This window comes from Bacteroides faecium (assembly GCF_012113595.1).
Classification (GTDB): Bacteria; Bacteroidota; Bacteroidia; order Bacteroidales; family Bacteroidaceae; genus Bacteroides; species Bacteroides faecium.
Genome location: NZ_CP050831.1, coordinates 3,463,528 through 3,478,430, shown reverse-complemented (window position 1 = coordinate 3,478,430; position 14,903 = coordinate 3,463,528). Strand labels below are relative to the sequence as shown.

The 14,903-nt window shown below is 42.5% G+C and carries 10 protein-coding genes; 5 read left to right on the top strand and 5 right to left on the bottom strand.

The features are described 5' to 3' along the window. Positions 1-458 precede the first annotated feature (458 nt). Both BacF7301_RS12370 and BacF7301_RS12365 read right to left on the bottom strand, forming a co-directional pair. Positions 459-3,614 carry an apolipoprotein A1/A4/E domain-containing protein gene (locus BacF7301_RS12370; protein WP_167963208.1) on the bottom strand — a complete coding sequence of 1,052 codons (3,156 nt, stop codon included), beginning with the start codon at positions 3,612-3,614 and terminating at the stop codon, positions 459-461. Between the two features lie 374 nt (positions 3,615-3,988). Beyond that, complete coding sequence (locus BacF7301_RS12365; RefSeq protein ID WP_167963206.1) at positions 3,989-4,927, bottom strand: tyrosine-type recombinase/integrase; 939 nt, start codon at positions 4,925-4,927, stop codon at positions 3,989-3,991. Positions 4,928-5,077: 150 nt separating this feature from the next. Between BacF7301_RS12365 and BacF7301_RS12360 the strand changes: the two genes are divergently transcribed. Further along, entirely contained in the window at positions 5,078-6,826 is a 1,749-nt protein-coding gene (locus BacF7301_RS12360; protein ID WP_167963204.1) for an ATP-binding protein, read from the top strand. A gap of 336 nt (positions 6,827-7,162) precedes the next feature. Here BacF7301_RS12360 and BacF7301_RS12355 read toward each other — a convergent pair whose 3' ends face one another. Next, positions 7,163-7,339 carry a BF3379 family histone-like protein gene (locus BacF7301_RS12355; RefSeq protein WP_008760134.1) on the bottom strand — a complete coding sequence of 59 codons (177 nt, stop codon included), beginning with the start codon at positions 7,337-7,339 and terminating at the stop codon, positions 7,163-7,165. A gap of 147 nt (positions 7,340-7,486) precedes the next feature. On the opposite strand from BacF7301_RS12355, the gene BacF7301_RS12350 reads away from it, so the two are divergent. The 4 genes from BacF7301_RS12350 (at position 7,487) to BacF7301_RS12335 (ending at position 12,796) form a co-directional block, all read left to right on the top strand. Further along, complete coding sequence (locus BacF7301_RS12350; protein WP_167963202.1) at positions 7,487-8,134, top strand: AlbA family DNA-binding domain-containing protein; 648 nt, start codon at positions 7,487-7,489, stop codon at positions 8,132-8,134. Positions 8,135-8,168: 34 nt separating this feature from the next. Then, complete coding sequence (locus BacF7301_RS12345) at positions 8,169-9,557, top strand: alanine/glycine:cation symporter family protein (RefSeq protein WP_167963200.1); 1,389 nt, start codon at positions 8,169-8,171, stop codon at positions 9,555-9,557. A gap of 112 nt (positions 9,558-9,669) precedes the next feature. Then, on the top strand, positions 9,670-10,302 hold the full coding sequence (locus BacF7301_RS12340; protein ID WP_167963198.1) for a DUF8491 family protein: 633 nt from the start codon (positions 9,670-9,672) through the stop codon (positions 10,300-10,302). A 358-nt stretch (positions 10,303-10,660) separates the two neighbouring features. Next, positions 10,661-12,796, top strand: a complete 2,136-nt coding sequence (locus BacF7301_RS12335) for a KamA family radical SAM protein (RefSeq protein ID WP_167963196.1) — start codon at positions 10,661-10,663, stop codon at positions 12,794-12,796. On the opposite strand, the gene BacF7301_RS12330 is transcribed toward BacF7301_RS12335, so the two are convergent. Beyond that, a complete protein-coding gene (locus tag BacF7301_RS12330; RefSeq protein WP_167963194.1) occupies positions 12,793-14,115 on the bottom strand; it encodes a nucleobase:cation symporter-2 family protein in 1,323 nt (440 codons plus the stop codon). The two genes, BacF7301_RS12335 and BacF7301_RS12330, sit on opposite strands and share 4 nt — an antisense overlap. Positions 14,116-14,138: 23 nt before the next feature. Next, positions 14,139-14,846, bottom strand: coding sequence for a nucleoside-specific channel-forming Tsx family protein (locus BacF7301_RS12325; RefSeq protein WP_167963192.1), 708 nt, complete (start codon positions 14,844-14,846; stop codon positions 14,139-14,141). Positions 14,847-14,903: the final 57 nt, after the last annotated feature.

Sequence of the window (14,903 nt, the reverse complement as noted above, 5' to 3'; positions counted from 1 at the left end):
TCATCATTTGTCAGGTATATATAGAAGAGCCGGCTATATCAAGTACTACATTCAACTGAATGATATAGGAGACTTGGGTAAGTCAAACACATGTTTTCACTTACTTCAGTACTAGTTTTATTCATATGCTGCACAAACAATATATTTGGGTGCATTACCCCTAGTTACTATACAAAAAGCCCGGACTTTCACAAGCCCGGGCTTTCTGCATCTTGGAAACATCTCCTTAATCTATAGGGAAATAAGGGACTAGCAAATTAATTCTAGCGCAATAAATGAAGATGCACCAAGAGTAAAAAAGGGATGTCTGTGGGAAATAAGGGAGACATCCCTTTTTCTTAAGAAGGACAGATGCAGAAGGACTGACTTTCACAAGCTGTGTCCTTCGCTTTGTACTTCTTAGACTTCTTCACACGGTGGTGAAGAAGAGGTTCTTTATGATTATCAAATGCCTAATTCTAGTTAATAGCACTTGATTCTTTATTCATATCTATTTTCACTGTAACTGTTTTATTATTAGCATAGTCAACAATTGTTCCCCAACGTGACTCTGCCGTAATAGTTACAGTTATATTTCTAACAATAGCAGTACCAAGAGTTTTAACCTTCAAGTTACCAGTTTTGTCTATTTCAACATACTGCTTATCATCTTCAGTTATAGTATAAACAGGAGCTTCAAGTCCCAATACACTCAACAGAATAGTTGTAGCAGAAGCTTTTGAAGCAGTGCCATTTTCCCACATTGTTTTTCCACCACAAGTCCATTTTATACCTTTGGCCAAGGGGAACGATTCTGTATAGTTGTCACTACCAATTTTGATAATAGACTTAGCTGTTGTATTATCCCAAACCCAAGTAGTCGTAACTCCTGTTAAACTAAAGGTAGCTGACATTGTGTTTTCAGCCAATGCATAATCTTTATTATCGGCAGATTTAGCAATCACTTTTGCTTCAACTACTATATCTTCAGCACTAGTATTGTCGTATGCATTGGTGATTTTTAATTTGTTACCTTCAATGGTCACTCCTGTTATTTTATCCTTCAACGAGAATTCAATAGAAGCACCAACATTTTCTGCACTTTCAGCAATGGCTGCATAATTTTCGAAAAGAGTAGCTAAATTACTTTCAAATCCAACTGCATCATTTGTAAATTGAGGCATTAAGGATACAGAACCTGCAATTGGAGTAGAAACTGTAACAACATTTCCATTCCATGTCAGTTTATATGCACTCTTATCAAGAGTTACAGTCACCTTCTTCAAATTCAGCGTAAAGTTTTGAGTATCTGAAACCTTAACATCCAAGATAGCACCAACATTTTCATTAACATTTGCTTTTGTACCTTTCGGAACAAGAACAACTAATTCATTTTTAGTAGTTCCTTCTTTAAATGCAAATCTAATTCCAGTAGTTGTCTTAAAATTAAAATTAGCTTGCGGCAATTTTTCATATTGCGCTTCTGTAATTCCTAATGCTTGATAAGCTAATACAACTGGTAATGTTTGGTCTTCTTTACCATTAAATGCTACTGTAATATCTGTCACTTCCTGTGATTTTACAGCATACTTTTTAGCTGTAACCTCTGCATAAGGAGTAGATTTGAAAGTTTTCAGTACAGTACTACCATCTTTTACTGTAACGGTAGCTACAACTCTAGCCTTTTTACTATTTGATGCATTCTCATCTTCATATTTAACCAAAGATAAAACTCCATCGATAATTTTATATGCTCCATCTTCATTTTCGATAGTAGGCTTACCGTCCGGGGCAGCAGCAGGTATTTCATTAAAGTTATATACTGGTTTTCCGAACTTAGATAAATCAATAGGATTTTCATCCGATGTTAATACTGTTGCAGGGGTACTTGCCTCATCTCCTACAAATTTGGCTTTCAAAGCATAACCCTCTTTATAGTCAATCTTAGAGCTAGAGTTATTCCAGTAAATGTTGTCAACAGCACTATTATCTGAAACCACTTCAAGACTCTCAATAGTCTTCGTAGTAACAATTACCGGGAAATAATCAGAGTTTATGTCTGTAAAGTAATCAGTTCCCTTATCCACAGTCTCTGCATTTTCCGGAACTGATTTTTTAGATACTACATTCAGACAAACGGCATGACTTGATTCAGTCTGAGTAGATAAAACAAACGAAATAATACCTTCGTCCTTATTCTCTACCTTTCCTTCGCCTTTGAAAATATCAATAGCACGCGTAAATTCCTGTCCATCAAATGTTGCAGTATAATTCTCAAAGAACTTCTCAGCAGCGCTAATCGGAGAAACACGGAATTTCACAACTACCTTATTATTAGAAGCTACCAGGACTTTATCTGTCTTACCTTCCGGTATTACATAATAGGAATAGAAAGAAACCTTGCCATCTGCACTAGATGGAATAAATGTTACACTTTGAACCATTGATTTCAATCCATCAACATCAATCTCAAGTGCCAATAGGCGTTTCTTTATAGTTGTAATATCTGCATCATAAGCTTCAAATTTGCTTGTCAAATGTGTATCAATTGCATCGTTCAAATCATTACTTTTTACGTATGCAGCCAAATCTGAAGTTTTTGCACATAAGGCAACATTACCTATCAAAGTCTGAATATCCTCTAAAGCGCCAGCAACTTTATTGGCCTGCTCAATAGTCTTATTGTCTGCAAGTTCTTTAACAAGAGCTTTGATAGTCTGATCCTGATAATCAGTCAAAGTTTGAATGTCGGTAAAAATCTTCTTGTAAGTAGCATCTTCTGTACTTACATAGTTTTTAATCTTTTCATTCAAATCTTCCATATCCTTGTTGTAAGTTTCAAGGCTTAGATATTTCTGACTAATTTCAGCCATCATTTTTGTCCTGAACACACCATCAACATAGGTTCTAACAGCATTCACTTTATCCGTAACCTCTGCTGATGTTAGATAATCAACAAGAGCAGCTTCTACATAATCCTTCACAGCATCAGAATTCATGTATTCATTCAACTGATCAATTGAAACAAATTTCTTGTCAGCTTCCTGTAACGCTTCAATTTTAGCATTGATACCTTCCAAACCATCAATCTTTTCAAACAGAATCTTAATTTGATCTCCATTTGCTCTGCTCAGCTCTTGCATTTCCTTTTTAGCATCAGCCAAATCTTTTGCCACTTGTTTAGCCGCATCAACATCAGCCTGTTCTAATTTGGCTTCCAACTCATCAATTTTGGCTTGCAGTGCTTTCTTTGCTTCAGCAACACTAGTTTCGATAGATGCATCAACTTTAGCAATAGCTTCATCTAGTTTTTTCTGCAATTCTGCTAGCTTTGCAGCATCCGCCTTATTACCTAAGGCTGTTTGCATTTCTGAAACTGTTTTCTTTAGTTCATCAAGTGCCGTTTTGTCTGCTTTACTCGCAATAGCATCCAATTGTGACTGCAATCCGGCAACTGCACTGTTGATAGCAGCATTCATAGCTTCTGTCGTCACATCAGCCCCCTTGTTGTTAATGTTGTCAATCTGCTCTTGCAGACCCTTCACATCATCATCGTAGTCTTTACAGCCTACATAGGTGACAGTAGAAAGTGCCAACGCCCCGAAGAACATCACTTTTACAAATTTTCTTTTCATAACTACTTAAAAATTACATTAATAATATATTATTAAACACTAAGTTTCAATAATAGAACGCCCGTTACTTTGTAGGTAACGGGAAACCTTTGTACCTGCTCTCCTGGAGTAGTCAATACTGGAAATTTATACGATATGCGATGAAACTTTTTTACCCCTGCTTTTGAGAAGAAGTAGAGGGGCGGGAAACCTATTGCAAAATTTAGAAGTTAACAAAGCCCTAATACAAAGAATCCACGTGTTTCTCCTGTGTTTATTCCTGTTTTGGGTAGTTTATTGGAAAAAATGTACGATTTAGTTTGGTTGTTTTAAGAAATATGCTCATATTTGCACCGATATTTATTCCCGTTACCTACAAAGTAACAGAGTAATTTTCAGGCATTTATCCCTATTGCAGAGCGTTTTACAAAGTCAAGAACTTGTTTATTTGCTTCATCAATTTTCTTACTTCGGAAAGGTTTCAGATATGTTTCGGTTACGGTGATGGACGAATGTCCCATTGCTTCGGAAATAATACCCGGATGGATTTCACAATAATAAGCTGTCGTGGCCCAAGTATGGCGGGCAGTGTACGAACTTAGCTTATCGCCCAATCCGAGCAGTTCACCTAATAACATCAATTGTTGGTTAAAGCTGCGCAATGCCAACTGATATTCACGATAGGCTTCCTTTGTCCCTTCACGGCTTTTCAAAAACGAAAACAAATAAGGTGAAGAGGGATCACGATTCATATACTTCTTTACCAGGAGCATCGCTTCGGGAGTCAGCGTCACAGACAGAGGACGCCCGGTCTTACGTCTGCGATACGTTATTACGTTATCACGCAAATCACTCTTACGCAAATAAGCGAGATCGACAAACGGCATACCACGAAGCGAAAACATAAGAATGAACAACTCTTGCGCCTGACATACAGCGAATGGCACACCGGACGTACGAGACAATTTGGCAAACACTTTCTTCATATCGTCATCACACAACGCACGTTTATGATCGGCACGAGTACCGGTATAAACAGAACGGAACAGATGAGGTACATAAGGAGCTTTCCGAAGATCGACGGCACGGTTGTAAACCGCACGAAACGTACGCAGATAAGTGGAAACAGTGTTCCAGCTACAACCACGACTACGAAGGTAAACTTCGAATCCCTTCAGCCACTCCGAAGTTACTTCACTAAAAAGCAAATCTTCTTCCCCACAATAAGCAATGATGGCATTCAGACTGCTACGATAAACATGCGCAGTACCGAAGTTTCCCTCCACCTGTAGCCCCGTCGCTACTTGCTTCATAAATGTTACTACTTTCAACATTTCTCAATTTATTAATTTATTCGACTATAAAGATACAAGTATTCTCGCTATTACCACCCGGATATATCCAAAGATATTCTATCATTTCTATAACTGCCATCCATCAATATTCATTTTTTATTGTTACTTTTGTAAGAAAATGAAAGAGTTATGAACCAACCAGTAAAGCGCAAACGTATTCCGTATGGAATGATGAACTTTATCGATGTCCGCGAAGACGACTGTTATTACGTGGACAAGACACATTATATCCCGCTTATAGAGAACGCGAACAAGTATTTCTTTTACATTCGCCCGCGAAGGTTCGGAAAGAGCTTGACGATCTCCATGCTCCGACATTATTATAATATATTGGAAGCGGACAAGTTTGAGAAATGGTATGGCGACCTGTACATAGGAAAGCATCCCACTCCCGAACGAAATTCATATCTCATCATTTATCTAAACTTTGCCGTCGTTAATGCCGAATTAAATAGTTACCGGCAATCATTGGACGCACATTGCAACACCGAATTCAATTTCTTCTGCGATGTCTATGCGCAATATCTTCCCGAAGGGATAAAGGAAGAAATGAATAAGAAAAAGGGAGCAGTAGAACAACTGGATTATCTATATAAAGAATGTGTCAAGACCAATCAGCAGATTTATCTGTTCATTGATGAATACGACCATTTTACAAACAAAATCCTATCAGAACCTTCCTGTCTGGAAAATTACAAGAGCGAGACACACGGAACCGGTTATCTGCGCAGCTTCTTCGATACGGTGAAAGCAGGCACGGACTCCACTATCAAACGTTGCTTCGTGACTGGTGTCAGCCCCGTCACAATGGACGATCTCACCAGCGGATTCAATATCGGTACCAATTATTCACTCTCTCCGGAATTTAATGAAATGACCGGATTCAACGAAGAAGAGGTGCGCGCAATGCTGGATTATTATGCCACTACCTGCCAGTTTCACCACTCTACCGACGAGCTGTTAGAAGCTATGAAGCCTTGGTATGATAATTACTGTTTTGCAGAACAAAGTTATGGCAGCACTACCATGTACAACTCCAATATGGTACTCTACTTTGTGGATAATTACATCCGTAATGGAGGCTATATGCCACGTAATATGGTAGAAGAAAACATCCGCGTGGATTACAACAAGTTACGAATGTTGATCCGCAAGGACAAAGAATTTGCTCATGACGCCTCGACCATCCAGACATTGGTGCAACAAGGATACATCACCGGCGAATTGAAAACGGGTTTTCCAGCCGAAACAATTGCAGAACCGGATAACTTTATCAGCCTGTTATTCTATTTCGGAATGTTGACTATCAGCGGTACTAAACGAGGCAAGACATTATTGACCATTCCAAATCAAGTAGTACGTGAGCAACTGTACAGTTACTTACTAGATACTTACAACGAAGCAAATCTCCGCTTTGACAACTGGGAAAAGGGAGAACTGGCATCAGCAATGGCTTATGACGGCGATTGGAAAGCCTACTTCGACTATATCGCCGAATGCCTGCACCGCTACTCTTCCCAGAGAGACAAGCAAAAAGGCGAAGCATACGTACACGGATTTACGTTGGCTATGACTGCACAAAACCGTTTCTATCGCCCCATCTCCGAACAGGAGAATCAGGAAGGATATGCCGACATCTTTATGCTTCCTTTACTGGATATCTACAAAGACATGCTTCACTCCTACATTATCGAACTGAAATACGCCAAAGGAAAGGACAGCGACGAAAAGGTGGAGCAACTCCGGCAGGAAGCCATCACACAAGCCAACCGCTATGCTGCCAGCGAAACGGTACAAAAAGCAATCGGAACAACAACTCTACACAAAATCGTTGTCGTGTATCAGGGAATGAAGATGGTGGTATGTGAAGAGATTTAATATTTAGTAAATATACACGAAATTGAAAAGGACTGACTTTCACAAGCTAAATACTTCAATCTGTCGCTTCTCAATATATAATCTTCACACTTCGGTGAAGAAGGGTTTCATTTTTATGGAGAGAGCGAACTTCCACAAGTAAAGGCACTCTCCTATTATATAAACGTATGAGCTAATTTCTTATTATAACAAGTAAGATGCGTGTTTTATTCTTTATAGTCATATTAAAAAAGTCCAATCGCAGCACATTATTATAAGGTTATCAACACAGAAAGAGGGCCTATCGCTTACGACAGGCCCTCCCATTTTTCTAATATCTTAGTAGTCTTCTAACTATTAGTTCTTAGAAGCTTCCAAAGATGCTTTACGGAATTCTTTCATTGCTTTTTCGATTTCCAAAGAAGCTTTACGAGCACGAGTTCCTGCTGCTTTGTTACCATTTTCAATCTGAGCGTTAGCATCTTTTGAGAAGTCAGCATAAAGAGCTGCTACTTTTTCTACCAATTCTTTCATAATCCTTTTATTTTTTTCGTTAATAATGTGCCGCAAAAATACACTGTTTCCCGAAATAAACGCATAAAAACAATTTTTTTTTTGAATTATTCCTCGAAAATTATGCAAAAAAAGGGGTTTTCACCTTTTTTATCTACCTTTGCAGCCATGAAACCGCTTACAGATACCGATTATATACATGCACTGATTGCTGAAGGTGAGCATCAACAACAGGATTTTAAGTTCGAAATTTCCGACGCACGCAAAATAGCCAAGACCCTTTCTGCTTTTGCCAACACCGACGGGGGACGGTTACTTATTGGTGTAAAAGACAATGGGAAAATCGCAGGGGTACGCTCCGAAGAGGAGAAGTATATGATTGAAGCTGCCGCACAACTTTATTGTGTGCCGGAAGTGGAATATACCCTGAAAACATATATAGTGGAAGGACGACAGGTCTTAGTGGCTACCATCGAAGAAACGCCCCACAAACCGGTATATGCCAAAGACGAAACGGGCAAACCGCTCGCCTATCTCCGCATCAAGGATGAAAATATATTGGCAACTCCTATACATCTCCGTGTATGGCAACAAAGCGACAGCCCGCGTGGAGAACTTATCCGTTACACTGAGCGCGAACAGCTTCTACTGGAACAACTGGAACGGGGAGCATTACTTTCGCTCAACCGCTATTGCCGCCAGACAGGAGTTTCACGCCGCGCCGCTGAACATCTGCTTGCCAAATTTGTTCGTTATGATATTGTGGAGCCTGTATTCGAAAATCATAAATTCTACTTCCGGATAAAAAGCGAATAACCACAAACAATATTGGAATACTTAATACTTAACTATGACTTTTATCAATGAAATAAATGGTGTTCTTTGGACGTATATCCTAATTATCATGCTTTTAGGATGTGCCGTCTGGTTCAGTATACGGACACGCTTCGTGCAGTTCCGCATGATTCGAGAAATGATTGTATTACTTGGCGAGTCCGCCGGAAAAGGGAAACACGCGGAGAAACATGTGTCGTCCTTCCAGGCATTTGCAATCTCTATCGCCAGTCGTGTAGGGACGGGAAATCTTGCAGGAGTGGCTACGGCTATCGCCATCGGTGGTCCGGGGGCTATCTTTTGGATGTGGGTGATTGCCTTGCTGGGGGCTTCGAGTGCTTTTATTGAATCCACACTGGGACAGTTGTACAAGATACGGGGGAAGGATTCTTTCATTGGTGGACCTGCTTATTATATGAAGAAGGGGTTGAAACAGCCGTGGATGGGGATGCTTTTCGCTGTATTGATCAGCGTTACTTTCGGATTCGCGTTCAATTCTGTGCAGAGTAATACGATTTGCGCTGCTGCAGAGCATGCGTTCGGTTTCAACCATGCCATATTGGGTGGGGTACTGACGATTCTGACATTGGTTATCATTTTTGGCGGTATTCACCGGATTGCCCGTGTCAGCAGTGTGATTGTGCCGGTGATGGCGTTGGGATATATTGGTTTGGCGCTGGTGATTGTGGCTCTTAACATCAGGCATTTGCCGGATGTTATCGCGCTTATTGTCAGTCATGCTTTCGGATGGGAACAGGCGTTGGCAGGTGGAGTCGGCATGGCGTTGATGCAGGGGATTAAGCGGGGATTGTTCAGTAATGAGGCCGGTATGGGGTCGGCTCCGAATGCGGCGGCTACGGCTCATGTCAGCCACCCGGTAAAGCAGGGATTGATACAGACTTTGGCTGTTTTCACGGATACGTTATTGATTTGTACATGCACGGCTTTTATTATTTTATTCAGCGGAGCGCCGTTGGATGGTTCGGCAAACGGGGTGCAGCTTACTCAACAGGCGTTGACGAATGAAATTGGTGCGTCAGGGAGTATCTTTGTGGCCGTGGCTCTTTTCTTCTTTGCTTTCAGCAGTATCTTGGGAAATTATTATTATGGTGAGGCTAACATACGTTTTATTACTCAAAGGAAGTGGGTGCTTCATGCATACAGGGTTTTAGTCGGCGGGATGGTGCTTTTCGGTTCGCTGGCTACGCTGGATATGGTATGGAGTCTGGCGGATGTCACGATGGCACTGATGGCTATCTGCAACCTGGTTGCTATTCTTTTCCTCGGGAAGTATGCCATCCGGTTGCTCAATGATTACCGGGCGCAGAAGAAAGCGGGGATTCAGAGTCCTGTTTTCAAAAAAGAGACAATGCCGGACATCGAAAAGGACTTGGAATGTTGGTGAAACCCAACTGTTTTTTGTACCTTTGCGGACAGATTGCCAAAGGATAGTTATGCAACATAACTTCCACGCACTCAAATAGTAAATTGTAAATAATAAAATTGTAAATATAACAATGAGCTTATTTGGTTTATTCAAGAAGAAATCCGATGAAACGAAAGTCGGCAATGTAGAAGATTTCATATCTCTGACACGGGTTTATTTCCAGTCAGTTATCGCCACTAATCTTGGTATTACAAATATCCGCTTCTTGCCGGACGTGGCTAATTTTAAACGTTTGTTTAAGGTGCCTACGCAGAATGGCAAATTGGGACTGGCGGAAAAAGCGGCTTCCCGTAAGATGCTGATGCAGGATTACGGGCTGAAGGAGAGTTTCTTTAAAGAAATAGATGCTTCGGTGAAACGCAATTGCCGCACACAGAATGATATTCAGTCGTATTTGTTTATGTATCAGGGGTTCTCTAATGACTTGATGATGTTGATGGGGAATCTGATGCAATGGAAATTCCGTATGCCGTCTATTTTCAAGAAGGCTCTTTACGGCATGACGCAGAAGACGGTACATGATGTTTGCACCAAGACGGTGTGGAAAGCGGATGACGTGCATAAGACGGCGGCAGCCGTACGTCAGTACAAGGAGCGTTTGGGGTATTCGGAGCAGTGGATGACGGATTATGTGTATAATATCGTTCTGCTGGCTAAGAAGGAGCCGAAACGGAAGAATGATGACACGGAAACGAAAAAATAAGTTGCTTTAAATGTTAGAAAATCGTAAAGATTGACACGATAGGAAAAGCGGGGGTTTTGTACTTCCGCTTTTTTTGTTATCTTTATGTACTTTTTTCTTTTGTCTTGATACAAAAGAAAAAGTACCAAAAAGAAAAAATCAAGGCTGCGCCTGCCCGGCTACTTCGGTCTCCCCCCCGGCTAAAGGGCAGAAACTCGCTTCGCTCAAACAGTCTGCCCTTCTTGACGCCGGGAATAAGACCTACGCTTGACGCCGTTCAGACGAGGCCGGGGGAACCATGCGGTGTGTGGGGCTGCTCATGTTTTAGACTTATACTTATTAATAAAAACAACAAGAATAAAAAAGAAATGGATTGCTTATGAAACAAAAGAAAATGCTTACGCTTACTTTTTCACAGTTGAAACAAATCTATGGTCAGGAGATGCCGGAACTGGTGGAGATAGCTGAAAGAAGTACTACTGTTGAGGACTTTAAGGCTGGATTGCTGGGATTTTTGGATACTTGTGACATGGGGAATGAGACTGCGGAAGAGGCTAGGGAGCAAATTCGACTCTTACTCCAGTATGACGGGCTGGATGTGCATGAACTGTCTACGGGACAGGATATGCCGGTACGGACTATTCGGTTGCTTTATGAGTTTCTGACGGAGACGTTGGAGAATATGGAGATGCCGACGGATTTGTTTATTGAGATTTTTCAGATGTTCGGGCGGTTGAAGGGGAATGTAGTTCCTTTGCCGTCGGTTCAGCGTATGAAAAACCGGAATGACCGGTGGGAAACGGGCTTGGATGAAGAGGTGCGGGAGATTCGGGACGAGAATAAGGAACGGATGCTGCATTTGCTGATTCAGAAGATTGAGAACAGGAAGTCGAAGCCTTCGGTACGCTTTCATTTTGAAGAGGGGATGAGTTATGAGGAGAAATATCGGTTGGTGAGTGAGTGGTGGAATGATTTCCGTTTTCACTTGTCGATGGCGGTGAAAAGTCCGGGGGAGTTGAACCGCTTCCTGGGGAATTCGCTTTCGTCGGAGACTATGTATTTACTTTATAAGGCGCGGAAGAAGGGGATGCCGTTTTTTGCGACTCCTTATTATTTGTCGCTGCTGAATGTGACGGGATATGGGTATAATGACGATGCAATCCGGAGTTATATTCTTTATTCGCCGCGATTGGTGGAGACGTATGGGAATATTCATGCGTGGGAGAAGGAAGATATTGTAGAGTCCGGGAAGCCGAATGCGGCGGGATGGTTATTGCCGGACGGGCATAATATTCACCGGCGGTATCCCGAAGTGGCTATTCTTATTCCCGATACGATGGGAAGAGCTTGTGGCGGACTTTGTGCTTCTTGCCAGCGGATGTATGATTTTCAAAGTGAACGGTTGAATTTTGAGTTTGAGTCTTTACGGCCGAAGGAATCTTGGGATCGTAAGTTGCGGCGGTTGATGACGTATTTTGAAGAGGATACGCAGTTGCGGGATATTCTTATTACCGGTGGAGATGCGTTGATGAGTCAGAATAAGACGCTTCAAAATATTTTGGATGCGGTGTATCGGATGGCGGCGCGGAAGCAGAAAGCGAATCTTGAACGGCCGGAAGGTGAGAAATATGCGGAGTTGCAACGCGTACGGTTAGGGTCGCGGTTGTTGGCTTATTTGCCGATGCGTATCAATGACGGGCTGGTGGAACTTTTGCGGGAGTTTAAGGAAAAGGCTTCGGCTGTAGGGGTGAAGCAGTTTATTATTCAGACGCATTTTCAGACGCCGCTAGAGGTGACGCCGGAAGCTAAAGAGGCGATTCGAAAGATTCTTTCTGCGGGATGGATTATCACGAATCAGTTAGTATATACGGTGGCGGCTTCGCGACGCGGACATACCACACGGCTTCGGCAGGTGCTCAATTCTTTAGGAGTGATGTGTTATTATACTTTTTCCGTGAAAGGATTCAATGAGAATTATGCGGTATTTGCGCCGAACAGCCGTTCGATGCAGGAGCAGCAGGAAGAAAAGATATATGGACGGATGACTCCGGAGCAGGCGGAAGAGTTGTATCGGATTTTGGAGACGAAAGTGGGAACGGAAGAAGAAACCAAAGAAGATGTCGCCAAGCAGTTGAGACGCTTTATGAGAAAGCATCATTTACCTTTCCTGGCTACGGACCGTAGCGTATTGAATCTGCCGGCTATCGGTAAGAGCATGACTTTTCAACTGATAGGGCTGACGGAAGAGGGAAAGCGTATTCTGCGTTTTGAGCATGACGGTACTCGTCATCATAGTCCGATTATCGACCGGATGGGACAGATTTATATTGTGGAGAATAAGTCGTTGGCGGCTTATCTGCGCCAGTTGGCACGAATGGGGGAAGACCCGGAAGATTATGCTTCCATATGGAGCTATACGAAAGGGGAAACCGAACCTCGTTTCAGTCTTTACGAGTATCCTGATTTCCCCTTCCACATCACTGATAAAATGAGTAATTTAAGTCTTGAGGACTAATCTTTTTCTTCTTTTACACGTATTACTATATTTGCTATAATTGCAGTTAGCCCGCCGGTGGTGATTCCCGAAGAGAATATGCTTCGAATCGCTTCGGGGGCTTGTTGTAATACGTCCGGCATTAATTCTACACCCAAGCCTAAAGAGAGACTGACTGCTAATACCAAGGTTTCCTTACGACCGATTTCCTGCGAGGAGATGATGCGGATACCTGCGGCGGCTACCGTACCGAACATTAACAGGGTGGCGCCACCCAATACGGGGTCGGGCATCAGAGAGAATACGGCTCCTACGATGGGGAATAATCCTAAAAGTATCAACATGGCGGCGATGTAGTAACCGACGTAGCGGCTGGCTACTCCGGTGAGTTGGATAATACCGTTGTTTTGGGCAAAGATGGAGTTCGGGAAGGAGTTGAACACTCCGGCCAGGAAAGAGTTGAATCCGTCTGCCATTACTCCGCCGGAAACTCGTTTCAGATAGGCATCGCCTTCTATCGGAAGACCGGAAATCATGGAGTTGGCGGTCACGTCTCCGGTGGCTTCAATGGCTGTTATCAGGTAGACCAGACCGATAGCTATGAAGGAAGAGACATTGAAAGCAATGCCGTATTTGAAGGGTTGCGGGATGTTGAAGCTCATCAGCATTTCAATATTCAATGCACTCATATCCACTTTTCCCAAGGCGAAAGCTAATCCATATCCCAGACAAAGCCCAAGTACAATAGAACTCATACGCAGGTATTTGTTCCGGCAACGATTGAAAAACAATACACTTAATAATACCAACGCCGCGATAGAAAGATTTTCCCAAGTGGCGAACGTGCCGTTATCCATGGCAGAATATCCGCCGCCACAAGAGACGATGCCGACTTTTATCAAGCTTAATCCGATGAGCAGGACGACGATGCCGGATACTAGCGGAGTAATGATATTACGCAGGTATTTGAATGTGCGGCTGACAATCATTTCAATCGGAGCAGCAGCCATACAGCAACCAAATATCAACGGCAAACCGCCGACCAATCCGGTCGCGATGATAGGGCCGATAAAGGAGAAGCTGGTTCCCTGGATACAGAGCAGTCCCGCTCCTATCGAACCAATGCGACGGCATTGGATGAAGGTGGATACTCCTGAAGCAAAAAGGGACATGGAAACCAGGAAGCTCGTTTTTTCCACGTCCAGTTTCAAGGCACTCGCGATGATAAGCGGTGGGGTAATAATTGCTACGAAAATAGCCAACAGATGCTGCAAGGCTGCAAACAAGGCATCTTTAAAAGGGGGACGGTCTTCTACACCGTAGATTAAATCAGTTTTCATCCAATTATGCAGTATTCAGTAAATTAATTCAATGTCCATTTCAGAGCCAGTGTCGGGATTGCGTAGAAGCCGTCACGATTACCGAAGTTATTACTTAGTTCTAATTCAGAGCCTACGCTGAGGTTGAAGTTTTTATTTACCCCCTTGATACGGTTCAGGTTTACCCAAAACTGCGGTTCGGTGAGGAAGATTGTTTTTCCATAGGCGGTTTCTTCGCGCCACCAGTCGGCAAAGCCGGAGAATGTCAATAGGTTGTTACAGAAGTGTATGTACCAGGTGCCTGTCAACTGGAAGTTGTTGGGCGATTTATGTTTTTGGATGTACTTGTACATGGCGGTCAGGCTGAAGCCTTTGGTGAAAGAAGTGTTGTTGAAGGTGTAGGTAGCTCCGGCCAGGTAGGCGTTGTTGTAGGAAAATTCTTTGGCCAGGCCACCGTTATATTCAAGATGGGCGGAGAAAGGACCTTTCCAAAATTTCAATTCACGGGCTATTTCCCAATAAGCGGAAGCTACTCCGTTGGAAGTATAGTCCATATCGACGAAGAAATAGGTACTTCCAAAAGTGTCGGGATGGAATTTCTCTACGGTAGAGGTCAGTAAGGGACGGTCTTTCAGGTCTTTATCGTACAGGGAACGTCCGAAATCGTAATGTAACTGGATGTTTTGCGCCCGCAATTCCGGTACAGCAGAAAGCAGCATACAAAGGAAAAAAGCAGAAATAATCTGTTTCATGAATAAATGTGTTTAAATGAAGGTGCAAAATTAGTTAAACCTAGACATATACACACA